Genomic DNA, 25,109 nt, shown 5'->3' with positions numbered 1-25,109 from the left:
AGGCCGCAAGAGAAGGTTTGCCGACCGGATTCGGCGGGAAATTGGCGCGCCGCTCGGCGTGGTGTCCCCGGGGCGTCGCCCGCACTTCCCTCGGTTCACCTCTTGAAGGTTCAACGAGCCGCGTTCTGCCCCCGCGGCACGCGTTCAGCCGCCCGGCCGGAACCGAGCAGCATTCCGTCCCCCATCTCGCGCAGCACCAGGGCCAGCGCCCCCAGCACCTCGGCCCGGCCGCCCAGCGCGCCGGCGGCCACGGTGAGTTGGCGGGCCGCGCTGGGGATGGCGTAGCGGCCGACGGAGTCCCTGATCGGGCCGAGCACGATCTCCCCGGCCTCGGCGACGTCCCCGCCGAGCACCACGCGGTTGAGGTTGAGCACGTTGCACAGCTGCGCCACCGCCGTGCCCACGTGGCGGCCGACGTCGGCGATCACCCGCCGGCAGCCCGGGTCGCCGTCGCGGGCCATCTGGACGACGCGCCGCATGGTCAACTCGGTGCCGTGCACGGGAGCCAGCAGCGGCAGCACGTGGCGCGCCGCGGTGTAGGTCTCCAGGCAGCCGCGGTTGCCGCAGCGGCAGACCGGGCCCGACTCGTCGAGGGTGATGTGGCCTATCTCCCCGGCGGTGCCGCCCGAACCCCGGTATATGCGCCCGTTGATCACCAGCCCGGCGCCGACCCCGCTGGCCACCTTGATGTACGCCAGGTCCCCCGCGCCCCGGCCGCTCCCCCACACGGACTCGCCGAGCGCGCCCAGGTTCGCGTCGTTGTCCACGTGCACCGGGACGCCCGTCCTGGCCGCCAGCTCCTCGCGCGGGTTGGTGCCGCGCCAGCCCGGCAGTATCGCGGTGGAGCCGATGGTGCCGCTGGTCATGTCGATCGGGCCGGGGACGCCGAGGCCGATCCCGATGATCTTGGAACGGTCCATCCCGGCCACCGCCAGCAGCCGGTCGACCAGCTTCTCCGCCCGGTCGAAGCCCTGGTCCGCCGAGGCGTCCACGTCCAGCGGCTCGGCCTCCTCCGCCAGCACCTGGTGCGCCAGGTTCCCCACGGCCACCCGCAGATGGGAGTGGCCGAAGTCGACGCCCACCACGATCCCCGCGTCGCTGGAGAGCGAGACGCTGCGGGCCCGCCGGCCGCCCGCCGAGGTGGAGCGCACCTCGACCGTGCCCAGCTCCTTCAACTCCCGAACGATGTTCGAGACCGTGGCCGCCGAGAGACCCGTGGTCCTGGCGATGTCGGCCTGGGTGAGCGAACCGGCGGCCCGGACCGCCCTGATCACCCGCTCCAGATTGGCCCGGTGCAGCGAGGACTGCGATCCCGGAGTCTTCACGGCTCACTCCACTTCCCACATACCGAGCGTCCCGCCGCCCCGCGAGGACGGCGGTTCGCCTCCCAACGGCCGTCCCACCTGCGACGGAGGGCGACGCCGGGCCCACTATAGGAAGTCGGCGCCCTCCGTGGTGGTCGCGTGCGGCAATCGACCGAAGTCCGGAACCGCACCCGTCACCGCACCGCGCCCGCCGTCAGGCCGTTCTGCACCTGCCGCTGGAACGCCACGTACACCGTCAGCACCGGCAGCATCGCCAGCGAGACGCCCGCGTAGAGCGCGCCCCAGTCTCCCTCGTACCCCTGCTGCACCATCAGGGCCGCCAGCCCCTGGGGCAGCACCGCGTCGTCCGGGTCGCCGACGTTGAGCACCCTGGGCAGCACGAACTGGTTCCACTGGCCGAGGAAGTTGAAGATCCCGATGCTGATCAGGCCGGGCTTGGCCATCGGCAGCATGACCTGGAAGAACGTCCTGCTGTGCGAGGCGCCGTCCAGCATCGCCGCCTCCTGCACCCCGCCCGGCAGGGTGCGGAAGAAGGAGACCAGGAAGAAGATCGTGAACGGCAGCGAGTAGGCGATGTAGACCAGGATCAGGCCCTGGCGGGTGTTGAGCAGGCCCATGTTGTTCAACACGAAGAACAGCGGCACCAGCGCGAGGAAGATCGGGAACATCATCCCGCCGACGAACAGCAGGTGCAGCAGCCTGTTGCCGGGGAAGTCGAAGCGGGCCAGCACATAGGCGGCCATCGCCCCCAGCAGCATCGTGCCGGTGAGCGAACCGGCCAGGATGATCAGCGAGTTGAGGGCGTACCGGCCGATGTTGGCCGAGGTCCAGGCGTTGGTGAAGTTGTCCCACTCCAGGCTGGTCGGCAGCCCGAAGGGCTCGGAGACGATGTCGCCGTGCGGGCGGAAGCTGTTGAGGACGACCAGCACCAGCGGCGCCGCCGCCATCACCAGCCAGACGACGAGGAAGGTGTGCGAGAAGACGTTCAACGTGGTGCCGGTGACGCTGGCGCGGTGCTGCTCCGGCGGCCGCTCCGACTCCTCGACCGGCCGGTCCTCCGTGGTTTCGGTGACGCTCATCTGCGGTGCTCCCAAAGGCGGTTGGCGTGGTGAATGCGAGAGCCCGGGGCGTCGGGCGGCGCCCCGGGGCCCGCCTACATCTCGATCCGGTCCCTGCGGCCGATCCGCATCATGACCGCGGCGAACACCAGCGTGATCAGGAAGAGCGCCACCCCGATGGTGGTCGCGTAGCCGGCCTGTCCGTCCCTGAACGCCTTCGAGAACAGGTAGCTGGGCAGCACGTCCATGCCGTGCTCCGGCACCATCACGTTCACCAGCGCGAAGGCGTCGAGCGCCTGGATACCCATGTAGACCCACCCGGTGCGGACGGTCTCCCAGGTGAGCGGGAAGGTGATCCGGAAGAACGTCAACGAGCGTCCCGCGCCGTCCAGTCGGGCCGCCTCGTAGATCTCGTTCGGGATGGAACTCATCGCCGCCGAGAAGAGCACCACGTAGAAGCCGACGAACGACCAGCACAGCACGATCAGCACGCACCAGATCGCCCAGGAACTGCCCAGCCAGTCCTCGCGCTGCCAGGAGCCGAGACCGACGGCGTCCAGGCCGGCGTTGAGCGCGCCGCTGCGCGGGCTGTAGATCCGCGCCCAGATCACGGCGATGATCGCGAGCGAGAGCACCTGCGGGAAAAAGTAGACGATCTTGTAGAGCCCGGAGCCGGTGACCCCGGCCACCGCCTCGCTCCTGCGCCGACCGCCGGCGGTGAGCATGTACGAGAAGAAGAGTCCCAGCGCCAGCGTCACGACCGGGGCGACCACCAGGAGCAGCAGGCTGTTCCTCGTGGCGTCCCAGAACTTGTCGTCGTTCCACATCCTCTCGTAGTTCTCGAACCCGGTGAAACGGTAACTGGAGCTGTATCCGGTCCAGTCCGTCATCGAGTAGAAGAACGCCTGCACGAAAGGCGAGACCACGAATATGCCGTACACCAGGAGAGGCGCGGCGAGAAACCAGACGATGAACCGGTACTGGTCGAGTTTGCGGTAACGCCGGTCGTAGCGCACGCTGTCCGGGGTGAAGCGGGGCGGCAGGACGAACGCCACGGCCAGCCGGAGTCTCATCCCCGGGGTCAGGCGGTCCTCGCTCCCGCGCCCACCGCTCCCGGTGACGTCCTTGCCGGCCCGCTGCGTTGTGTCTTCCATGCCGCCCCCTTCGCGCTCAGACGTGCTGGAACTTCTGGACGGAGTCGTCGCTCGCGGTCGCGTCGGCCGCGCGCTGGCAACGGTTGATGGCCTCGTCGGGGTCGATGTCGCCGGCCATCATGGCGGCGACGGCACCGCCGACCTCCTCGTCGTTCAACTGCTTGTACCAGTCGGGCAGTCGGGGCACGAGCAGGTTCTCGCCCGCCGCCTCGAATGCCTGCTTGGCGCTGGCCAGTCCGGGCGGCAGCTCCAGGTCGTCGGCCGCTCCCCGCACGCAGGTGAGGGAGGAGACCAGCTCGGTGAAGTTGCGCGCGGACTGCCGACCGAGCATCACCCGCAGGAACTCCAGGCCGCCGATCGGGTTCTTGGCGTCTGCCGGCACGAAGAACGGCTCACTCGCCGAGGTCCACAGCGTCTCGAACGGCATGGCGTCCGAGGAGTCCAGGCCGGTGGGCGGGCCCACCGCCATGTCGAAGTCGTCCGGGGTGTTGCGCCGCGACTCGTTCTCCACCCAGGAGCCGTTGGGGAGGAAGAGCGCCTGGTAGCCGTTCCACTCGTCCTGGGACTCCTCGTGGGTCATCCCCGGGCTGCCCTGGAGGATGTAGCCCCGCGCGGCCAGCTCGTGGTACGCCTCGAAGGCGGCCCTGACCGCGTCGTGACGCCACGCGTTCGGCTCCAGGTTGTCGATCGCCTTGAGGACGTCGCCGCCGCCGATCTTCCCGATGAACGGGTAGAGCGTGAAGTTGAAGTAGTACGGATAGACGCCCGCGTAGGTCCAGCCGGCCATCCCCTGCCGCTTGGCGGCCTCGCAGACGGCGATCATCTCGTCCCAGGTGCGCGGGTACTCGACCTCCAAGCGCTCCAGTGCGGTGCGCGAGTACCACTGGCCGTAGACGGTGTACGCGTAGTTGAGCCGCCAGACCTCCTCCGAACCGAACTGCCCCATCTCGACCGTGCTGGGCATCAGCGTGTCGCGCACGGTGACGTTGGGGTCGTCCAGCGAGGGGGCGTCCAGCAGCTCGTTCAGGTCGTAGACCTGGTCGTTGCGGGTCAGCGCGGCGATGTCCATGGCGTCCGCGCCGCTGTTGTTCACGACGTCCGGCGGCTCGCCCTGGACGAACCGGGGCTGGAGCCTGGTCTGGATCTCGGTGGTCTTGGTGTGCGCGACCTGGCCGTAGCTCTCCTGGTATATCGCCTCGGCGTCCAGGGCGTACTGGTCGCCGAAGCCGCCGTCGAAGATGACGACCTCCAGCTCGGCGTCCGGGTCCACGCCCAGCGGGTTGTCGTCCGAGGTCTCGCCCCGCTCGACGGAGTTGTCGTCACCGCCCCCGCTGGCGCAGCCGGACAGGGCGCTCACGGCCGGCACCGACAGCAGGCCGGCGGCGGCGGAACGGGTCAGAAGGGAGCGGCGGTTGAGATGGGACGTCATATGCAGCCTCGTCTTCCTCTGGGAGCCGAACGGAATGGCCGCCGGTGCCCGACAGGTATAGTCCACTTGGCGCGTGCACGGAAGATCGGGAGCCAAGATCGCCGGGAGGCTTTTCCGAGTTGAGATCTCCCTGACACACGCGAAGGACCGGCCACGTCCGAGTGAACTTCGAACGACCGGCCGGCCCTTGCGCTGAGCTGCGACTTCTTCGATTGTCCCGAGGGCGGCGCGGTCCGCGCCGCCGCCCGGAGGCGCCGGGTCGCGATGACCCGGCGGTGACCCGGACGAGAGCGCGAACCGCCCGCCGGCCTCCCCTACTTGCGCAGCAGGGAACGCAACACGTACTGCATGATCCCGCCGTTGCGGTAGTAGTCCGCCTCGCCGGGGGTGTCGATCCGGACGACGGCGTCGAACTCGACGCCGCTGTCCGTGGTGACCTTCACCGTCTCGGGCGTGGAGCCGTCGTTGAGCGCGGTCACACCGGTGATCGAGAAGGTCTCCTCGCCGGTCAGTCCCAGGGTCGCGGCGGTCTGCCCGGCCGGGAACTGGAGCGGGAGGACGCCCATCCCGATCAGGTTGGAGCGGTGGATCCGCTCGTAGGACTCGGCGATGACCGCCCGCACCCCGAGCAGCGCGGTGCCCTTGGCCGCCCAGTCGCGGGACGAGCCCGAGCCGTACTCCTTGCCGGCCAGCACGACCAGCGGCACGCCGGCCGCCTGGTAGTTGCTCGACGCGTCGTAGATGAACGACACCGGCGCGCCGTCCTGGGTGAAGTCCCTGGTGTAGCCGCCCTCGGTGTCGGGGGCGATCTGGTTGCGCAGCCGGATGTTGGCGAAGGTGCCCCGGATCATCACCTCGTGGTTGCCCCGACGGGAACCGTAGGAGTTGAAGTCCCGGCGCTCGACGCCGTGTTCGGTCAGGTAACGACCGGCGGGGGTGTCCGCCTTGATGGCACCGGCCGGGGAGATGTGGTCGGTGGTGACCGAGTCCCCCAGCTTGGCCAGCACCCGCGCGCCGGTGATGTCGGAGACCGGCTCCGGGTCCTGGGTCATGCCCTCGAAGTACGGGGGCTTGCGGACGTAGGTGGACTCCGCGTCCCACTCGAAGGTCGAGCCGGTCGGGATGGAGAGCGCGTTCCACTGGGCGTCACCGGCGAAGACGTCGGCGTAGCTCTGGCCGAACATCTCCTGGCCGATGGCCGAGGCCACGACCTCCTCGATCTCCTGCTCGGTGGGCCAGATGTCCCGCAGGTAGACCGGGCGCCCCTCGGTGTCGGCGCCCAGCGGCTCACTGGTGATGTCGACCTTCATCGAGCCGGCGAGCGCGTAGGCGACCACCAGCGGCGGCGAGGCCAGGTAGTTCATCTTGACGTCGGGGTTGATCCGGCCCTCGAAGTTCCGGTTGCCGGAGAGGACCGAGACCACGGCCAGGTCGTGCTCGTTGACCGCCTGCGAGATCTCCTCGGGCAGCGGGCCCGAGTTCCCGATGCAGGTGGTGCAGCCGTAACCGACCAGGTTGAAGCCGAGCTTGTCCAGGTAGGGCGTCAGGCCGGCGCGGTCGTAGTAGTCCATGACGACCTTGGAGCCGGGCGCCAGGGTGGTCTTGACCCAGGGCTTGCGGGTCAGTCCACGCTCCACGGCCTTCTTCGCCAGCAGGGCGGCGCCGACCATCACCGAGGGGTTGGAGGTGTTGGTGCAGGAGGTGATGGCCGCGACGGTGACCGCGCCGTGGTCCAGCTGGAACGTGCTGCCGTCGGCCAGGGTCACGGTGACCGGGTCGCTGGGCGTGCCGTTGCTGACGGCCGGGGCGTCGGAGGCGGGGAAGGACTCCTTGCCGGCCTCGTCGGCGTCCGCGTGCGGGACGTAGGCGCGCACGTCGTCGCCGAACTTGGCCTTGGCCTCGGAGAGGGCGATCCGGTCCTGGGGCCGCTTGGGGCCCGCGATGGAGGGCACCACCGTGGACAGGTCGAGCTCCAGGTACTCGCTGAACTCCGGCTCGCTGGCCGGGTCCAGCCACAGACCCTGCTCCTTGGCGTAGGACTCGACCAGGGCGAGCTGCTGGGCGTCGCGGCCGGTCAGACGCAGGTAGTTGATCGTCTCGGCGTCGATGGGGAACATGGCGGCCGTCGAGCCGAACTCGGGCGACATGTTGCCGATGGTCGCGCGGTTGGCCAGCGGGATGGCGCCGACGCCCTCGCCGTAGAACTCGACGAACTTGCCCACCACGCCGTGCTTGCGCAGCATCTCGGTGATGGTGAGCACCAGGTCGGTGGCGGTGGTGCCGGTGGGCAGCTCGCCGGTGAGCTTGAAGCCGACCACGCGCGGGATCAGCATGGAGACCGGCTGCCCCAGCATCGCGGCCTCGGCCTCGATGCCGCCGACGCCCCAGCCGAGCACGCCGAGGCCGTTGACCATGGTGGTGTGCGAGTCGGTGCCGACGAGGGTGTCCGGGTAGGCCTGCCCGCCGCGCACCATCACCGTGCGGGCCAGGTGCTCGATGTTCACCTGGTGGACGATGCCGGTGCCGGGCGGGACCACCTTGAACTCGTCGAACGCGGTCTGACCCCAGCGCAGGAACTGGTAGCGCTCGCGGTTGCGGCCGTACTCCAGCTCGACGTTCTGCTGGAAGGCGTTGGCGGTGCCGAACTTGTCGGCGATGACGGAGTGGTCGATGACCAACTCGGCCGGCGCCAGCGGGTTGATCCGCGCCGGGTCGCCACCCAGCTCCCGCACGGCCTCCCGCATGGTGGCCAGGTCCACCACACAGGGCACGCCGGTGAAGTCCTGCATGATCACTCGGGCCGGGGTGAACTGGATCTCCTGGCTGGGCTGCGCGCTGGCGTCCCAGCCGGCCAGGGCCCTGATGTGATCGGCGGTGATGTTCGCCCCGTCCTCGGTCCGGAGCAGGTTCTCCAGCAGCACCTTCAGGCTGTAGGGGAGCCGGTCCGAGCCCGCCACCTTGTCCAGCCGGAAGATCTCGTAGGACTCGTCGCCCACCCGCAGGGTGCTGCGAGCGTCGAAGCTGTTCGCCGACACGACTGTCTCCTTCACCACATGATTCGCACGATCTGACGCAATCCTGCCGTGCGCGCCGGGCCACCACTCGCTAAGGGAACCCTAAGTAGGCCCCTCGGAAGGCGCGCCGCCAGGCGGTCCTCGCGTCCTTCGGCGCCGACCTCGACGCCAGATATCTCGATGTCGAGATAACCCTAACCCATCACCTCCTCCGACCGCGGGGGCGAACCGGATCAACCCCGACTTGCCTACCCGGAAAGTAAGTGTTAGCTTTCCCGGCAGGAAAGTCAAGAGGGGTCACGGAGGGTCACCTCCGAGGCCCGGGAGGGGAAGGCGACGGCCATGGGCACGACGATCGACGCCGAGCAGGCGTGGCGGGATCTCCAGCGGGTGCGGGTGCCGCAGGAGCGGGTGTACGACGAGGTCGAGCGGTCGGTATCCGGGGGCGCGGACTCCTCCACCTGGGGCACGGCCGGGCTGCTGTGGCTTTTCCTGGCCGGGATGGGCCTCGACCCGCCCCTGTGGGGCACGCTGCTGGCGCTCGTCGTGTATGTCGCGCTGCTGGCCGCGCTGGCCAGGCGCGCGCACCGGGGCAGCCGGGTGCGGCTCCATCACACCCGGTACAACTGGCGGGTGTTCGCCACCTTCGTCGCCGGCGCGCTGGTCACCGGGGGGACGATCCTGCTCTCCGGCCGGCTGGCAGCGCCGCTGGAGCCGGTGTGGGCCGGGCTGGTGCAGGCGACGGTCACCGCCGCCGTCTTCCTGCTGGTGATCGGTCCCGCGAGCCGCTGGTCGACGGGCTCGCTGCGCGGCCACGGCCAGCGCGTGGACCGCGAGGGGGACAGCCGATGAGCACCCCGGCGGGGTTCGACGAGTTGATCCATCCCTCCACCCGGCTCTCCGTGGTCGCCCTGCTGGCCACCACGGAGTGGGCCGACTTCGCCTTCGTCCGCGACAGCCTCTCGCTGAGCGACTCGGCTCTCTCCAAGCAGTTGCACACCCTCGGAGAGGCCGGATACCTGGAGATCCTCAAGGAGGGCGGCGGGCGGAAGCGCCGCACGCGGGTGCGGCTGACGGACCGTGGCAGGTCCGCCTTCGAGGGGCATGTGGCAGCGCTCCGGGCGATCGTCGAGGGCGCCGGCAAGGCCCCGGGAGCGACTCCCGGTGCCGCGGGGGAGCCCGCCGGCGCGGCGTCGGCCGCGGAGCCGGGCGTCCCGGCCGCCGCGCCCGCGCGGGGGGCCGCGCGATGACCGGGCGCGGGGCCGACACGGTCATCCGGGCGCGAGGGATGGCGATGTCGTACGGCGGCAGGGACGTGCTGCGCGGCGTGGACCTGGATATCCGCCGCGGCGAGGTCTTCGCCCTGCTCGGGCCCAACGGCGCGGGCAAGACCACGAGCGTCGAGATCCTGGAGGGCTTCCGGCGGCGCTCGCGCGGGGAGGTCGACGTCCTGGGCGCGGACCCGGAGCGGGGCGACGACGCCTGGCGCGCCCGCATCGGGCTGGTCCTCCAGTCCTGGCGCGACCATCGTCGGTGGCGGGTGGCCGAGCTGCTGTCCCACTTCGCGACGTACTACCGCCGGCCGCGCGACCCGGCGGCGCTGCTGGAGCTGGTCGGCCTGGCCGAGCAGTCAGACCAGCAGGTGGAGCGCCTCTCCGGCGGTCAACGACGGCGGCTGGACGTCGCGTTGGGCATCGTGGGCCGCCCGGAGCTGCTCTTCCTCGACGAGCCGACCACCGGCTTCGACCCGCGGGCGCGACGCGAGTTCCATACGCTGGTGGAGCGGTTGGCCCGCGAGGAGGGCGTCACCGTGCTGCTGACCACGCATGACCTGGCGGAGGCCGAGCGGCTGGCCGACCGGATCGCGATGCTGGTCGGTGGCCGGATCAGGGCCTCGGGCACCCCCGCCGAGCTGGCCAGGAGCGCCGCCGCGCGGGCCGAGGTGCGCTGGACGGGCGACGACGGGACACACCACCGCGAGCGCACCCGCGACCCCTCGCGGCTGGTCTGGGAGCTGCATCGGGCCGCGGCGGGGCCGATCGCCGACCTGGAGGTGCGCCGGCCGACGTTGGAGGACACCTATCTGCACATGGTCCAGCGGGAGGAGGGCGGCGCGGGAGCCGCCGGGTCCGGCGCGGACGTCGAGGACCGGAACGGGACCGTGAGCGGGGAGGTGTCGGCCGCATGAGGGGGACGACGAGTGGTGCCGGCGCGGGCGGGGCGACGGGCCGGCACTGGCGCGCCGGGTTTCTCCGGGGCGGGATCGAGCTGCGCCATCTGCTGCGAAACCCGAAGGAGATGTCCGGCCATCTCACCAATGTGGTGGTGGCGCTGCTGCTGGTCGTCTATGTCGGCGGGGAGGTGGCCGACACGGCCACGCCGATGTCCCATCTGGTGCTCGCGGGCTTCGCCGCCTATCTGCTCTTCCAGATCGGGCTGGTCAATCTCCCGCAGATGCTGGTGACCGAGCGGGAGGAGGGCACGCTGCTGCGGTTGCGTGCCACCCCCGGGGGGATACCGGCCTATCTGATCGCCAACGGCCTGCTGGTGGTCACCGTCGCGGTCGGCACGCTGGGGCTGCTGCTCCTGGCCGCCGCGGTGGTGGCGGACGGCCCGTTGCCCCGCGGAGCCGAGGGGTGGCTGACGTTGCTGTGGGTCACCGCCCTCGGGCTGCTGGCCGTGGTGCCGCTGGGTGCCGCGATAGGCGCCGTGCTGCCGAATCCGCGCGAGGCGCTGGCACTGATCATGCTGCCCACGATGGGGCTGTTGGTCACCTCGGGAGCGGTCTTCCCGATCACCTCGCTGCCGGCGGTGGTTCAGCAGGTGGCCTCGGCCTTCCCGCTGAAGTGGATGGCTCAGGGCCTGCGCGCGGCGCTGCTGCCGGACGCGGCGCGGGTGGCCGAGCCGGCCGGCTCCTGGGAGCTTCCCATGGTGGCGCTGGTACTGACCGGCTGGGCGATCCTCGGCTTTCTGCTCGCTATACCCCTGCTGCGCCGCGCCGCGCGGCGCGAGTCGGGCTCCCGGGTGAGCGCGCGGCTGCACAAGGCGGCCCGGAGCGGGGCGGTGCCGGCCTGAGCCCGCCCCGCCGCGGGGCCGCCGCCGGAGGCGGGCGGCCGACCGCCTCCGGCGGGCCCCCGTCGAGACACCCGTCCGGCCCCGTCGGACAGCGCGACACGCCGGCGGGCCGAGCGATCGGAAAGTTGCGGGCCGGCGCCGCGTGGGGTTCGGGGGCCGACCGGCCGGTTTCCCGGCCCCGCGCGGGGTCAGGCGACCCCCGGGCCCCGTCCGGGGGAACTCCGAAGCGGGGACGGCCCGTCGGCGTGTCACCACCCGAATGGAGCACCCCGAGATGAGGGATCTCATATGTGAGATAGGCTCGAAGACATGATCGATGACTACCTGGCCCGGATCGGACAGCTCATTCGGGACGCTCGCCAACATCGCGGCTGGACACAATCACAGCTAGCGGAAGCTCTCAGCACCAGCCAGAGCGCGGTCAACCGCATCGAACGAGGCAACCAGAACATCAGCCTTGAGATGATCGCCCGCATCGGCGAGGCCCTCGACAGCGAGATCGTGTCGCTGGGTTACGCCGGCCCCATGCATCTGCGCGTGGTCGGCGGTCGTCGACTCAACGGCGCCATCGACGTCAAGACGAGCAAGAACGCGTGCGTGGCGCTGCTCTGCGGCAGCCTCCTCAACTCCGGCCGCACGGTGCTGCGCCGGGTCGCCAGGATCGAGGAGGTCTTCCGCATCCTGGAGGTGCTCAACTCGATCGGGGTGCGCACCCGTTGGATCAACGAGGGCGCGGACCTGGAGATCACGCCGGCCGCCGAGTTGGACATGGACGCGATCGACCTGGAGGCGGCGCGTCGGACGCGGAGCATCATCATGTTCCTCGGGCCGCTGATGCACCGCATGGAGCAGTTCAAGATCCCGTACGCGGGCGGCTGCGACCTCGGCACCCGCACCGTCGAGCCGCACATGATGGCGCTGCGCCGCTTCGGCCTCGAAGTCACCGCGACCGAGGGCGTCTACCACGCGACGGTCACCCCCGGCACCTCCCCCGACCGCCCGATCGTACTGACCGAACGCGGCGACACCGTCACGGAGAACGCGCTGCTCGCCGCGGCCCGGCATGACGGCACCACGGTCATCCGCAACGCCAGTTCCAACTACATGGTCCAGGACCTGTGCTTCTTCCTGGAGGAGTTGGGCGTGCGCATCGACGGGGTGGGCACCACCACCCTGACCGTGCACGGCGTCCCCCACATCGACCGGGACGTGGACTACTCCCCCTCCGAGGACCCGGTCGAGGCGATGAGCCTGATCGCGGCCGCCGTGGTCACCGAGTCGGAGCTGACGGTGCGCCGGGTGCCGCTGGAGTTCCTGGAGATCGAGCTGGCCGTCCTGGAGGGCATGGGCCTGGACCACGATCTCGGCCCCGAGTACAAGGCGGACAACGGCCGCACGCGGCTGGCGGACCTGACCGTGCGCCCCTCCAAGCTCGAGGCACCGATCGACAAGATCCACCCGATGCCGTTCCCCGGCCTGAACATCGACAACGCCCCGTTCTTCGCGGCCATCGCGGCCACGGCGCACGGTTCGACGATGATCCACGACTGGGTCTACGACAACCGCGCGATCTATCTCACCGACCTCAACCGCCTCGGCGGCCGGCTGCAACTCCTCGACCCGCACCGGGTCCTGGTCGAGGGCCCCACCCGCTGGCGCGCCGCCGAGATGATGTGCCCGCCCGCGCTGCGCCCGGCGGTCGTCGTCCTGCTGGCGATGATGGCCGCCGAGGGCACCTCGGTGCTGCGCAACGTCTATGTGATCAACCGCGGTTACGAGGATCTCGCCGAGCGGCTGAACTCGGTGGGCGCGCAGATCGAGACGTTCCGAGACATCTGACCGCTTTCGACCGCCGCGCCCCTTCCGACCTGCGGAAACCTGAGGCTGGAAGGGGTGCGGTGACGAGGTCTCGGGCGCAGGGCCAGTGTTCGGCGATCCGCAGCCAGATCCGTCTGGCGCCGCGGGTGACGCGAGCGGCGGTGTGCACCGTCGGTAGCACAGTCGCTTGGGGCTCGGCCCTGGCCAGTTCGCCGTCCAGGTGCAGGATCAAGGCCAGCGGTCCGCTGCTGGGAGGGCTGTCGGTGGCGATGGGCTGGTGTCGGAAGCCTTCGACGGTGTCGCACAGTTCCAGGGCGGCGCCTGACCCACGCCGCCGATCCGCCCGACCCTGCCGCGTGATCGACAAGGTGTTGAAACCTGGATGATGTGAAAGAAGCAGGGGCGCTAGCGTACGCGTATGGATCTTGAACCTGGAAAGACCGTGCCCGCCGTTCCCGTTCCTCTCGATGCCGAACTCCGGGTCGCTTACGACACCTACCTGGCGGAGGAGCCGGACTTGGCGCCGATGACCCTCGCGAAGCTGTCGGTGATCCGCGCGGAGACCGACGCCGCGGTGGCGGCGCTTGAGGACCTCAGCCATGGCGGGCGCTTCACCGTCTCCCAGCCTTCGGCGCCCGGCCTGGACGGCGCCCCCGAGATCCCGCTGCTGGTGTGCACACCCTCCGGCGCGTCCGCATCACGGCCGGCGCTCTACTTCCTACACGGCGGCGGCTTCTACGGTGGCGATCACCGCACCGGGCTCGACCAGATACTCGAGACGGCCGAGCGGTTCGGGGCCACGCTGATCTCGGTCGGCTACCGGCTCGCGCCCGAGCACCCCTATCCCGCCCAGATCGACGACGCTTACGCCGGTCTGCTGTGGGTCGCCGACCACGCGGACGAACTCGGCATCGACTCGGAGCGCATCGTCGTCACGGGCTTCAGCGCCGGCGGCACCCTCGGCGCCGCGCTAGCTCTGACCGTGCGCGACAAGGGCGGCCCCCGCTTGCTCGGCCAGCTGCTGATCGCCCCGCTGCTCGACGACCGCAACGACAGCGCCTCGGCTCTGCAGATGGACGACCTCGAACTCTTCGACCGCGGCCGCAACGGGTTCGCCTGGAGCGCGCTGCTCGGCGACGTCCAGGGCGGACCTGACGTGCCGCGGTACGCCGCGCCCGCCCGCGCCACTGACCTGGGCGGCCTGCCGCCCACATTCCTCGACGTCGGCTCCGCCGAGTGCCTGCGTGATGAGGTCCTCGCCTACGCCGACCGGATCTGGCAGGCCGGCGGCGAAGTCGAGCTGCACGTGTGGCCCGGCGGAATCCACGGTTTCGACCAGAAAGCCCCCGAGGCGCGGATCAGCAAGGCCGCTGTCGCGGCACGCCGCAACTGGCTGGAGCACCTTCTCGCCACCAACTGACGATCTCCTCCGGCGTAGTCGGTCGCGGGATGGACAACGGGCCGGCCAGGCCTCCGTGGCAACGAGGCCGAGGAACCTCGCCTTCGACGACCCGACGATGTGGGAGTACGACGAAGCCGGATGCGTCCTTGGGTCGGCGGGTGTAACCATGGCCGGCAGGGGAAGTCCTCGGGTGTCGACGACCAGGTGGCACTTGCGACCGTTGCTGTTCTTGCCCGCGTCATAGCCGTAAGTAGCTTCGGATACGGTCTCCTACGCAGGTGACCGTGGCGACCAGATGCGTCGGGGGCGACGTCCTGTCAGGTAACCGGCCCCGGTCCGCAGCGCGACCCTGCTGCCCCGGTCGGCGATGCGCCGCACTCCCGCGCCCGACCGCTCTGGTTGTCCGTGGTCTTCGCCGTGCGGAACCTCACCCGCGTACCCCTCGCTTCGGAGGGAGTCGGAAGGCGTACCGCCCGCGGCGCTTGGTTGAGGCGTCGGCCAGGTGGGAACGGCGAGCGGGGTTGGCCGTTTCGAGGTGTGCTGTCCTCGTCCGTCCTCCCGGCGCAGCTCATGAAGTGCCCCCGAGCCCATGGTGGGAGCGGGTTCCCCGTGGTCGGGTGAGTGGGCCTCTTGTCCGGGCGGCTGAGCGCAGGGCCGCGGTGTCGCGGGAGGTCATCGCCTCCAGCAGGCCAGTGCCGCGTTGTTGGAGCAGACGCACCGTGAGCGCGGGTGACACACCCAGGACGACGGCGGCCAGCAGGACGGCGGCGAGGACGCTTCCCCACCACGAGCCGCCGATGACGCCGGGCAGGAGCGCGGCCAGCAGGACCACGGGGAAGATCGTCATCTGTCCGCCCGTCGGATCGCCCGCTCGCTGTCCCGGGTAGATGCGATCGCGGGCGTCCGTGCCCACAGCCGGCATCACGAGGGCGAGCAGCGGTGCCCCGGCAGAGCCCGCCGCGGTCGCGGCGATGGCGCCGCCGACGGCGGCACCTCCCCACCGCGAGCCGGTCACAGCCCACAGCATGGCCGCCAGCGCGATGGACGGCAGGCCGAACAGCAGCGCCCACGCCACCATCCGCCCGCGCACGTCAGCCTTGAGGGCGCCCGGTGTGGTGAGCAGCTGCCACAGGGCCGTGCCGTCCAGGGCATAGGTGTTGATCGCGGCCATCGCGCCGAACAAGGCTGCTGCCGGGCCTACCAGCGGCAGCGCCCAACTCCAGTCGGTGGAGACGATGATGAGCGCCATCAGCAGCGGTGTCAGCCAGGCGCTGCGCAGCTCGACGCCGCGGGCCGGGTCACGCCACCGTTTTGCCCGCCAGATGAGCAGATACAGCTGGGCCGCGGCTGCGGCGATGGCGGCCGTCACCGCGGCCGTACCGCCCGGCGCGGCCAGCACCACCAGCGACGACAGGCACGCCAGCGTGATCAGCGGGCCGATGCCCAGCAAGTTCGGTCCACGACAGCGCACGTGCCAGCCGCCACGACCGCAGTGGACAACCGCGCCACCACTCGCGGGAGATGACCGACGGATCATGGCGGGGCTGGGCCGGCGGCCTGCACAACGGCTGACGCCGCGATGCCGCGCCGGGCGCCGAGCGGGCCCGAGCGGGCGCCCGGCGACAAGCGGAACGCGACCTTTCGCATTCCATGGAATACCGACGGGTTCGGTGATCTCCCGTGACAAAGAGTGGCCGCCGGCCCGGCATTCGCGTTTTCCTTCTGCCCGCGAGTCCTTCACGCGGGCTTCATCTCCGAACAAACGGGAACAAACAGCTCGCGAACCGGGATCGGAGCGGTTGGCGAGAAGCTCCGGAAAGGGCCGTTGCACTACCGGTCAACTCCCCGATTCCGCCCGAGGTTGAGAACTTCCCTCTGCTACGATCGCGCCATACCTCATTGAGGACGCGCGCCTTCTGGCGAGCGCGGCGACGTTGACATGTATACGCGTGACTCGCCGGTGTGAACGGGGCGATCCGGTGCGTGAGTCATCTCCTTCACCGCCCCTCAACACGGCGTCATGGCGAACTCCGAGAGGTGGCAGCGGAAAACTTCATGGACTCGCCGGTACCGCTTTCTCCGCGTCGCGGATTCCCTACTCGGAACCGGCCTGTCGTCTCGTGGACGCAGGAGTCACCCACCATCGAAAGCAAGGGGAACGGGACATGACCATCCCGCAGGGACCTCCATCCGACGACCAGCAACCGCCCACGCCGCCGCCGGCGTTCGGCGGCCCTCCCCCCGGGGTCCCCGGCGGGCCGCCACCGGGGATGCCCGGCGGTCCCCCTCCCGGAATGCCGGGCGGTCCCCCTCCCGGAATGCCCGGCGGACCTCCCCCCGGCGCACCCGGCGCACCCCCTCCCGGAATGCCCGGCGGACCTCCCCCCGGCGCACCCGGCGGACCTCCCCCCGGCTTCGACGGACCGCCGCCCGGTGGGCCGGGTGGGCCGGGTGGGCCGCCGGACGGGATCGGTGTGGTGTTCAGCCATCTCTTCGGTACCTTCACCGCCCAGTGTCTGGGGGCGGCCGTGCGGCTCGGGATTCTCGACGCGATAGGCGACGGCCAGGCGACCGCCGAGCAGGTGGCGACCGCCGCGGGCACGGACCCGAGGGCGACGCGACGGCTGCTGCGCGCGCTGGCGGCGATGCGGGTGCTGGTCGAGGCGACGCCCGGGGTCTTCCAGCTCCAGGCCGGCGGACACATGCTCCGCGAGGGGCAGTTCGGCGGGTTCAACAAGCTTGTGCGGTCCTTCACCGAGCCGCACATGGTGCGGGCCTGGGAGAACCTGGCGGACGCCGTCCGCACCGGCGAGCCGACGTTCCCGCAGCACTTCGGCACCGGCTTCTACGACTATCTGGACGAACACCCCGAGCTGTCGGCGGACTTCAACGCCTCGATGCACGAGGCGTCGAGCATGACCGCGCAACTGCTGCCGCACCAGTTCGACTTCGGCCGGTTCGGCACCGTGGTCGACGTCGGGGGCGGGGACGGCACGCTGCTGTCGGCCATCATGGCCCAGTACCCGTCGGTGCGGGGCGTCGTGTACGACACGGCCAGCGGACTCTCGGAGGCCGAGGAGACCATGCGGCGCGCGGGCGTCGCCGACCGTTTCACTGCGGAGGCGGGGGACTTCTTCGCCTCGGTCCCCGCCCACGGCGACGTCTACATCCTGAAGTCGGTGCTGCACAACTGGAACGACGAGCAGTGCCTGCGCATCCTCCGCAACGTCCGTGAGGCGCTCAAGGAGGACGGTGTACTGCTGATCATGGACGCCGTCTTCCCCGAGCAGGCCCAGCCCGAGGCGATCGGCAACTATCTGACCGATCTGAACATGCTGGTCAACCTGGGCGGGCAGGAGCGCACCGCCGAGGAGTTCCGGGCGCTGTGCGCGCAGGCCGGTCTCACGGCCCCGATCGTGCAGCCGCTGCCGGTGCCGGGCGACTACTGCCTCATCCGGACGGGTCCCGCCTTCTCCTGAGACCCGACCCGTTCTCCTGAAGACCAGGCCCGAAAGACAGGCCCGAAGGGAAACGCCGGCCGCGCCCCGGGAGGGGGCGCGGCCGGCGTTCGTCTCGCGCGGGCCCGCCGGCTCTCAGCGGGAGAGCACCACGCGATCGGTCGTCAGCCACCGCGCTCCCAGCCACACGAGGGCCCACATGGCGGCGGTGACCACCAGGGCGCCGCCGAGGAATCCCCAGCTCGTCGGGTCGAACACCTCGGTGATGGCGCCGAGCGGCACCCCCGCCAGCATCGCGAACCCGATCAGATAGGACGGCGAGACCGCCAGTTCCGGGCTGCTGACCATCGACAGCTCGATGGTCAGATTGGTCAGCGCCAGGAAGAACAGCGGCACCAGCACCAGCACGGTGAGCAGCAACGGGGCCGGCACGAGCGGTTCGTCGTTGACCGGCAGGGAGACGAAGACGTTCACGGCGGCGACGGCCAGCAGCGGGCCGAGCAGCGCCGCCGGCAGCGCCGGCAGGAAGACCGCCATGCTCTTGCCCTGCCGGATCTCCGCCGGGGTCAGCGGCGTGGCCAGCAGCGCCTCCATGACACCGCTGTTCTTCTCCCTGGTCAGGGTGTCGGTGGCGAACAGCGGCAGACACACCGTCGGGGGCAGCATCGCCAGCAGGAACACCACCACCCCCGTCGCGGCGGGCAGGATGCTGTCCCCGTCGGTCCCGTCGATCCGGCCGGTGTCGGACCGCAGGAACGCCACGAAGCCGCTGATGACGACCACGGCGGCCACGGCGGTGAGCACCATCACGAGGCGGTAGGAACGCCATCGCACGAACTCGCCGAAGTCCCGGCGGAAGACGACGCTGACGCGTTCCCTGTCTAGGCGCGGCACGAGAGCACGATCCTCTCCTTGGTGAGCTTGCGGGCGAAGACCACGGCCAGCAGAACCAGCACGGCGGCCGCCCCGACGTTGATCGCGAGGAACGCCGAGGAGCCGGCGTCGACCACGCCCCGTCCCGCGAGGTTGAGCATGGTGGCGGTGAAGCCCGGCAGGAAGACGACGTTGAGGACGTTGGCGTTGGCGACCCGGCCCAGCAGGCCGGCGACGTGGACGACGAGGCTGAGCCCGGTGTAGACCAGCGGCACGGCCACGTGCGTGGTCAGCAGCAGCCAGCCGTTCCACTCGACCTCGCCGCTGCCGAGATAGCCGTAGGCGAGGACCAGGGTCAGGCCGAGGGCCAGCACGTTGCCGACGATCGCGCCGGGCAGGAAGAGCGCCAGGCTCTTGCCCAGCCACACCTGCCGGGCGCTGGTCGGGGTGGCCAGCAGCGACTCCAGGGTGCCGCGGATCTTGTCGCGGGTCAGCGGCACCGAGAACAGCACCGAGTAGCTGGCGCCGATGATCACGACGGTGGTCGCGTAGCCGATCAGGCCCAGGGAGTTCCCCAGTTCGGCGGGGGTGGAGTCACCGTCGTCGGCCTCGGGGCCGAGGACGAAGGCCCCGGCGACGACGCCGGCGATGCCCACCAGGAGGACGCCGATGCCGACGAAGACGACGATCAGCGCCTTGGACTGCATGTTGTTGCGGAGATTGATGCCGGTGACGGCCAGCAGTTGCCTCATGCGGTCCGGTCCCTCCGCACGATCGAGGTGTACATCTCCTCCAGGGACATGCCGCCGCGCTCCACCGCGGTGATGCGCGCGCCGGCCTCCGTGAGGGAGCGGACGATGTCCGGCACCAGCGCGGGGTCGGCCGGGGTGAACTCCAGCGGCGCGCCCGGCTCGCGCCACGGCTCGCCGGCGAGCCCGAAGTCCGGCCTGGCCGCGACGGCCCCCCACACGGCCTGGGGCACCGGCCCGTCGGTGCGGACGACGACACCGCCCCGGCCCATGTGCGCGGAGAGCTCGTCCAACGAGCCGGAGAGCACGACCTCGCCCTTGTACAGCAGGGCGATCCGGTCGCAGATGCGCTGCACCTCGTCCATGTTGTGCGAGCTGAGCAGCACCGCCTTGCCCTGGTTGCGGGCGATGTCCAGCAGCAGTTGACGGATCTCGATCTGCGCGGAGGGGTCCACGCCGGAGGTCGGCTCGTCCAGGATCAGCACGTCCGGGTCGTGGATGAGGGAGCGCGCGATGGCCAGGCGCTGCCGCATTCCCTTGGAGAACGTGCCGGCCGGGGAGTCCGCCCGGTCCGCCAGGTCGACCAGGCCGAGCACCTCGCGGATGCGTTCCCTGGAGGCGGGGCGCTGGTAGATCCGGGCGAAGTAGGCGAGGTTGTCCTCCGCGGTGGCGTTGTCGTAGAGGCCGTCGCCGTCCACGACGAAGCCCAGGTACTGGCGGGCCCGGTCGGTGCCGCAGTCCTGGCCCATGATGGTGGCCCGGCCGGAGTCGGGGGCGAACAGTCCGAGCATGATGCGGATGGTGGTGGTCTTCCCCGCGCCGTTGGGGCCCAGGAAGCCGAAGACCTGTCCCTTGCCGACCTCGAACGTCACCCCCCGCAGGATCTGTCGTCCGTCGAGTTTCTTGGTGACGGCGTCGACCGCTATGGCGTGTTCCACAGATTCTTTCCTCTCCTCGCGCCGCGCCCCGTCAGGCGGTCAGGCCGCGTCGCCGTTCCCCGCCGCTTTCGGCGGGCGATGTTCCTGCGATGTATTCGGCTATTTCGGTTCCGAGCAGCTCGGTCAGCCGCCCCTCGGACTGTGCGGTGTCGATGAACCCGTGATCGCCCGCCAGGGTGTTCAGGTCGAATGCGCCGGAGGTGACCCGTTCCCAGGCCTTCATCTCCTCAAGGCTGACCCTGTTGTCGTCCAGGCCGTGGAATCCCGTGATGGGAACGTCGAACGACTCTGCCGGGTCATGGGTGAAACGCTCGACGAGCTGATAGGCGCCGAGCATACCCGGCAGCGTCAACCGGGCGCCCTCCAGGGCGAATTCCACGAAGTCGGACTCGTGGTCCCAGGCGCGGATGAACGCCAGACTCACCGCCTCCTCGGACTTGGTGGCGGTCACCTCGTCGAAATCGGGGATACCGGTGAAACCGAGCCCCCTGAGCTCCTCGACGATGCGCATCGTGCTGGTGTTGGGGAGCACGGGCGCGGTGTAGCCGGAGACGAACAGGCGGGCGACGCGAGCCTTCGGGTGGGCCGACAGGCGGCGGGCCAGCCGGTAGGCGAAGAGCGAGCCCCAGCTGTGGCCGAACGCCATGACGGGCAGGTCGAGCAGTTCCTCGGAGAGCGACTCCTCCATGGCGGCCATGAGCGCGTCGATGTCCCGTGGCAGCTCCTCCGACATGCGCTCGACGTCCAGGCCGGGCAGCTTGACCGGCGCGACGTGCACCGAGGGGCCGAGCGCCTCCTGCCAGTCCTTGTACATGTCGGCGCTGCCGAAGCCGTGCGGGAAGCAGAACAGCCGCACCTTCGCCTCCGGTCGCGGCGCGGGCCCCAGGATCCACAGCTCGCGGCCGGTCTTGGGCGTCTCCCTCGGCTCCCGGGTGGCGGCGTGGCGCGCGACGAGTTCCTCGCTGCCGGGCAGCCCGCCCAGCACGAGCATCGCGGTCTCCCGGATGGTGTGCGCGTCGATCAGGTCGGCCATGCCCAGCTCGACGCCGAACACGTCGCGGACGCTGTTGAAGAAGCGCAGCCCGATGAGGGAGTCCAGGCCGAGGTCGTCCAGCTTGGCGTCCGCCTCCAGGGTGGCGGGGTCCTCGACCTCCATGGCGGCGGCCAGCAGGGCGCGGGTGCGCTCCAGCAGCAGGCCCGGCTTGTCGTCGTCGGGGGTCTCGGCGTACTCCAGCAGGAACGCCGGGTCGCCGGCCCGGTCGCCGGCGGCGCCGGCCTCCAGCGCGGACTGGATGTCGGCCAGCAGCGACTCGTCGAACTCCTTCAGCACCGCCTGCTCGATGGTCAGCAGCGTCGCGCCCCGGCTGTCGCGGACCTGGACCGCGCCGCTGATCTCGCCGCCGTCCGGGGCGGCGGCGGTGGCGGCCGGGTCGTCGAGGGTGACATGGGCGAGCAGGCCGCCGGGCGCCGGCGGCTCGGCGGCCGGGTCGCCGACGGTGATGCCGCCGAGGCTGCGGATCATGTACGTGCGGCCCTCGCCCGCGGGCAGCGCCAGGAAGTTGAACGCCTGGGCGCAGCTGTCCAGGACGCCCGGGTGGAAGCCGACGGCGTAGGGGCGGATGCCGTCGTCCAGGGTGTGGGCGCGGAAGTGGACGAGCGCGCCGTTACCCTCGGCGCGGGCGCTGTCCACCCAGCGCACGGTCGGGCCGAACCGGAAGCCGTTCTCCTCCAGCGGCCGGTAGAAGGCGTCCGCGTCGACGTGCGCGCCCCCGGCGGGCCCCTCGCCGGTGGACGCGGGCGGCCGGGCGGGCGCCGGGGCGACGGTGCCGTGGACGTGGAGGACCCAGCCGTCGCGCAGGTCGCTCTTGCTGAAGAAGCGGACGCTGAGCCGGCCCTCGTCGGCGCGTTCCAGCACCAGGGTGACCCGCTTGGTCTCCCCGCTGACGACGCGCAGCGGGGCGAGGAACTCCAGTCGCTCGACGCGGTGCCGGTCGCGCGGCTCGGCGTCGCGGAGCGCGGCGGTGAGCATCTCGACGTAGTAACCCATGTGCAGGACACCGGTGTTGTCGGCCAGCTCGGGGAAGTTGCGGGCGCTGTAGACGTACTCGTACTGGGTGGGTCCGGCCGGCAGGTCCAGGCGTTCGCCGTCGAGGCCGTGGCCCCTGGCGGCGCGGGCCGCGAGGTCGCGGAAGCCGGGGGCCGCGTCCCGGTCGGGCGGGGTGATCCAGTAGCGGGTCCGCTCGAACGGGTAGGTCGGCAGCGGCAGTCGGGGGAAGACGCGGCCCTCCTGCCAGGTCTCCCAGCGCACATGGGCGCCCAGACAGGTCAACGCGGCCAGGTGGTGGGCGAGGCGCGCGCACTCGCCCTCGCCCTCGCCGAGCGGGAAGCGCAGCACCCCCTCGTCGGCGTCGCCGGTCCCGTCGGCGCCCGGCGCTCCGCCCAGCACGAGGAGGTGCCGATAGCCCTGGTCGAGCAGGGTCGGTACGGCGGCCGGCGCGCTCGGGGCGGCGAGTTCGCGTGCCCAGAAGGCGGCGTCGGCGATCTCGGTGCCGCGCCCCTCCCGGCCGGTGGCCGCGGAGACCAGGCGGCAGTCGGGGCGGGTCAGCGGAACGTCGCGCAGGGCGTCGGCGAGGGCGGCCTCCCGTGCGGCCGCGGGCAGTTCACGGGCGCCCCATGCGGCGGCCAGCAGCGCCACGGCGCTGTCCAGGCTCAGCACGCCGGCCACCACCGCCGCCACGAGCCGGCCTGGCCCGCCGCCGGCGACGATCTCCGGGCGGACGTCGAACGCGGCGAGCAGTTGGGCGACGGCGTACTGGAACGCGAACCAGTACGCCTCCTCGACGTCCTCCGCCCCGCCGGCCGGGGCGGAGGCCAGGGCGTCGGCGAACGAGGGGCCGAACCGCGGGGCGAGCCGGTCGAGGCACTCCGACCACGCCGCGCGGAACGCGGGGTGGCGGGCGGCGAGCGCGCGGGCGGCGCCGCGCACGTCGCCGGGTTCCGGGTGGAGGACGAAGGCCAGCTTGGGCGTGATCTGGTCGGAGGTCTTCGCCGCGTAGGCCGTACCGCCCCCGAGGACCTGGTACGGGGTGCGGCTGAAGCCGGCCCGCAGCCGGAGCCCCTCCTCGTCGGGGCCGTAGAGCCCTCCGGGTTCCCCGGCCCGGTCGAGCGCGGACCGCAGCCCCTCGCGCAGTCCGGCGACGCTGTCGGCGACGAAGGTCGCGCGGTGCATGAAGGCCGCGCGGCAGGTGTTGGCGACGTGGCAGAGCTGGTCGAGCCGGACGTCCGGGTGCTCCGCGAGGTGGGCGTCGTAGCGGCGGACGAGCGCGACCAGCGAGGACTCCTCCTTGGCGCTCAGGAACAGCACGGAGGTGCCGGGGGTCTCCGGCTCCGCCGGGGCGGGCGCGGGCGGCGCCTCGGCGAGCACCACGTGCGCGTTGGTGCCGCTGAAGCCGAACGAGCTGACGCCGGCGACGCGTCGGCCGTCGGCGCCCGGCCGCCAGGGCACGTTGTCCCGGGGCAGCTCGACGGGGACGTCGCCCAGCCGGATGCGGGGATTGAGGGTGTCGAAGTTGGTCAGCGGCGGGATCACCCCGTGCCGCAGGCACAGCACGGTCTTGATCAGGCCGGCGACGCCCGCGGCGCTGTCCAGGTGCCCGATGTTTCCCTTGACCGAGCCGACCAGCAGCGGCGTGCGGCGCGCCTTTCCCGAGGCGCCGGGACCGAAGACCTGGGAGAGCGCCTCGACCTCGATGGGGTCGCCGAGCGGGGTGCCGGTGCCGTGCGCCTCGACGTAGCCGACGTCCCCCGGGGCGACCCGCGCGGACTTCAGCGCGGCGCCGATGACCTCGCGCTGCGCACGGCCGCTGGGCACGGTCAGGCCGCTGCTGGGGCCGTCGTTGTTCACCGCGCTGCCCCGGATGACGGCCAGGACGGTGTCCCCGTCGCGTTCGGCGTCCGACAGCCGCTTGAGCACCAGCATCCCGCAGCCCTCGCCGCGCCCGTAGCCGTCGGCCCCGGCGTCGAACGGGCGGCTTCGGCCGTCGGGCGAGACGGCGTTCATCAGCCGCAGCGTCGTCATCACGTGGGGCGACAGCATCAGGCTGACGCCGCCGGCCACCGCCATGGTGCACTCGCCGCGCCGCAGCGCCTGGACGGCGAGGTGGGTGCCGACCAGGGAGGAGGAGCAGGCGGTGTCGACCGAGAGGGCCGGTCCGTGCCAGCCGAACTCGTAGGCGAGCCGGCCGGAGGCGGCGCTGGCCGAGGTGCCGGTGCCGTTGTACTGGTTGATCTTCGCCGCGTCCCGGGGCAGCATCCCGTACTCGCTCGCGCCGGAGAGGCCGACGAAGACGCCGGTCCTGCTGCCGCGCAGGGCCTGCGGGTTCATGCCGGCGTTCTCCAGGGACTCCCAGCAGACTTCGAGCAGCAGGCGCTGCTGCGGGTCCAGGGAGTTGGCCTCCGCCGGGGACATCCGGAAGAAGCGGGCGTCGAACCGCGACACGTCGCCGTGCAGGAAGTTGCCGCGCGCGGGTTCCGTGCCGTCGCCGCCGGCCAGCTCCCAACGGCCCTCCGGCGCGTCGACGACGCTCTCGCCGCCGGCGGTCAGCAGCCGCCAGAACGCCTCAGGGGAGTCGCAGCCGCCCGGGAACCGGCAGGCCATGCCGACGACGGCGACCGGCTCGGAGCCGGCCCGCTCCCGCAGCCGCCGCTTCACGTCACGGACGGCCGTCAACGCCTCGCTGAGCAGGCCCTGATACCGCGTGGGGTCCTTCGCCATGGTCGATCGATCCTCGGTCATCGGTCCGTTGTTCCTTGTCTC

Annotated in this window: 17 protein-coding genes and 2 pseudogenes; 7 read left to right on the top strand and 12 right to left on the bottom strand. The window is 71.2% G+C overall.

From position 1 onward, the window contains the following. Positions 1-110: 110 nt before the first annotated feature. From CRP51_RS18265 to acnA, 5 genes are all read right to left on the bottom strand, one after another. A complete protein-coding gene (locus CRP51_RS18265) occupies positions 111-1,325 on the bottom strand; it encodes an ROK family transcriptional regulator (RefSeq protein ID WP_097232320.1) in 1,215 nt (404 codons plus the stop codon). Between the two features lie 173 nt (positions 1,326-1,498). Then, on the bottom strand, positions 1,499-2,404 hold the full coding sequence (locus CRP51_RS18260; RefSeq protein WP_097232319.1) for a carbohydrate ABC transporter permease: 906 nt from the start codon (positions 2,402-2,404) through the stop codon (positions 1,499-1,501). 74 nt (positions 2,405-2,478) lie between these two features. Then, the gene (locus tag CRP51_RS18255; protein ID WP_439333185.1) at positions 2,479-3,537 is read right to left on the bottom strand and encodes a carbohydrate ABC transporter permease; all 1,059 of its coding nucleotides are present in this window, start codon (positions 3,535-3,537) and stop codon (positions 2,479-2,481) included. Positions 3,538-3,553: 16 nt separating this feature from the next. Beyond that, entirely contained in the window at positions 3,554-4,966 is a 1,413-nt protein-coding gene (gene ngcE, locus CRP51_RS18250) for an N-acetylglucosamine/diacetylchitobiose ABC transporter substrate-binding protein (RefSeq protein WP_097232317.1), read from the bottom strand. A gap of 314 nt (positions 4,967-5,280) precedes the next feature. Next, the gene (gene acnA, locus CRP51_RS18245; protein ID WP_097232316.1) at positions 5,281-8,001 is read right to left on the bottom strand and encodes an aconitate hydratase AcnA; all 2,721 of its coding nucleotides are present in this window, start codon (positions 7,999-8,001) and stop codon (positions 5,281-5,283) included. A gap of 321 nt (positions 8,002-8,322) precedes the next feature. On the opposite strand from acnA, the gene CRP51_RS18240 reads away from it, so the two are divergent. The 5 genes from CRP51_RS18240 to CRP51_RS18220 all read left to right on the top strand — a co-directional run bounded on the left by CRP51_RS18240 (position 8,323) and on the right by CRP51_RS18220 (position 12,894). Further along, positions 8,323-8,832 carry a hypothetical protein gene (locus CRP51_RS18240; RefSeq protein WP_097232315.1) on the top strand — a complete coding sequence of 170 codons (510 nt, stop codon included), beginning with the start codon at positions 8,323-8,325 and terminating at the stop codon, positions 8,830-8,832. Beyond that, entirely contained in the window at positions 8,829-9,230 is a 402-nt protein-coding gene (locus CRP51_RS18235; protein ID WP_245880660.1) for a transcriptional regulator, read from the top strand. The genes CRP51_RS18240 and CRP51_RS18235 overlap by 4 nt, the downstream gene beginning before the upstream one ends. Next, the gene (locus CRP51_RS18230) at positions 9,227-10,168 is read left to right on the top strand and encodes an ABC transporter ATP-binding protein (protein ID WP_245880659.1); all 942 of its coding nucleotides are present in this window, start codon (positions 9,227-9,229) and stop codon (positions 10,166-10,168) included. Before CRP51_RS18235 ends, CRP51_RS18230 begins: the two co-directional genes overlap by 4 nt. Next, the gene (locus CRP51_RS18225; RefSeq protein ID WP_097232313.1) at positions 10,165-11,055 is read left to right on the top strand and encodes an ABC transporter permease; all 891 of its coding nucleotides are present in this window, start codon (positions 10,165-10,167) and stop codon (positions 11,053-11,055) included. Before CRP51_RS18230 ends, CRP51_RS18225 begins: the two co-directional genes overlap by 4 nt. A 309-nt stretch (positions 11,056-11,364) precedes the next feature. Next, positions 11,365-12,894, top strand: a complete 1,530-nt coding sequence (locus tag CRP51_RS18220; RefSeq protein ID WP_097232312.1) for a helix-turn-helix domain-containing protein — start codon at positions 11,365-11,367, stop codon at positions 12,892-12,894. 55 nt (positions 12,895-12,949) lie between these two features. Here CRP51_RS18220 and CRP51_RS29625 read toward each other — a convergent pair. Continuing rightward, positions 12,950-13,195: pseudogene (locus tag CRP51_RS29625) on the bottom strand (IS1380 family transposase); the annotation flags it as partial. A gap of 96 nt (positions 13,196-13,291) precedes the next feature. On the opposite strand from CRP51_RS29625, the gene CRP51_RS18210 reads away from it, so the two are divergent. Beyond that, positions 13,292-14,293 (top strand): alpha/beta hydrolase, encoded by a 1,002-nt coding sequence (locus CRP51_RS18210; protein ID WP_170970599.1) that lies wholly within the window; start codon positions 13,292-13,294, stop codon positions 14,291-14,293. A 132-nt stretch (positions 14,294-14,425) separates the two neighbouring features. Here CRP51_RS18210 and CRP51_RS29620 read toward each other — a convergent pair. Then, positions 14,426-14,524, bottom strand: a pseudogene (locus tag CRP51_RS29620) (transposase); the annotation flags it as partial. Between the two features lie 319 nt (positions 14,525-14,843). After that, positions 14,844-15,725: a hypothetical protein gene (locus CRP51_RS18205; protein ID WP_097232311.1), complete on the bottom strand. Its 882-nt coding sequence runs from the start codon at positions 15,723-15,725 to the stop codon at positions 14,844-14,846. Between the two features lie 1,027 nt (positions 15,726-16,752). On the opposite strand from CRP51_RS18205, the gene CRP51_RS18195 reads away from it, so the two are divergent. Next, positions 16,753-17,754: a methyltransferase gene (locus CRP51_RS18195; RefSeq protein WP_212615934.1), complete on the top strand. Its 1,002-nt coding sequence runs from the start codon at positions 16,753-16,755 to the stop codon at positions 17,752-17,754. A 114-nt stretch (positions 17,755-17,868) separates the two neighbouring features. Here the strand turns inward: CRP51_RS18195 and CRP51_RS18190 are convergent, their stop codons facing one another. The 4 genes from CRP51_RS18190 to CRP51_RS18180 are packed head-to-tail and all read right to left on the bottom strand — an operon-like array spanning position 17,869 to position 25,088. Continuing rightward, positions 17,869-18,627 carry an ABC transporter permease gene (locus CRP51_RS18190; RefSeq protein WP_107500850.1) on the bottom strand — a complete coding sequence of 253 codons (759 nt, stop codon included), beginning with the start codon at positions 18,625-18,627 and terminating at the stop codon, positions 17,869-17,871. Next, positions 18,615-19,358: an ABC-2 transporter permease gene (locus tag CRP51_RS28350; protein WP_107500849.1), complete on the bottom strand. Its 744-nt coding sequence runs from the start codon at positions 19,356-19,358 to the stop codon at positions 18,615-18,617. Before CRP51_RS28350 ends, CRP51_RS18190 begins: the two co-directional genes overlap by 13 nt. Further along, positions 19,355-20,293, bottom strand: coding sequence for an ABC transporter ATP-binding protein (locus tag CRP51_RS18185; protein WP_097232309.1), 939 nt, complete (start codon positions 20,291-20,293; stop codon positions 19,355-19,357). The genes CRP51_RS28350 and CRP51_RS18185 overlap by 4 nt, the downstream gene beginning before the upstream one ends. A 31-nt stretch (positions 20,294-20,324) precedes the next feature. Further along, positions 20,325-25,088, bottom strand: coding sequence for a type I polyketide synthase (locus tag CRP51_RS18180; RefSeq protein WP_170970597.1), 4,764 nt, complete (start codon positions 25,086-25,088; stop codon positions 20,325-20,327). Between the last annotated feature and the right edge of the window lie 21 nt (positions 25,089-25,109).

It is taken from the genome of Streptomyces zhaozhouensis, from assembly GCF_900230195.1.
Taxonomy (GTDB): domain Bacteria; phylum Actinomycetota; class Actinomycetes; order Streptomycetales; family Streptomycetaceae; genus Streptomyces; species Streptomyces zhaozhouensis.
The sequence above is the reverse complement of the archived record's forward strand: the minus strand, read 5'-3'. Positions and strand labels throughout refer to the sequence as shown.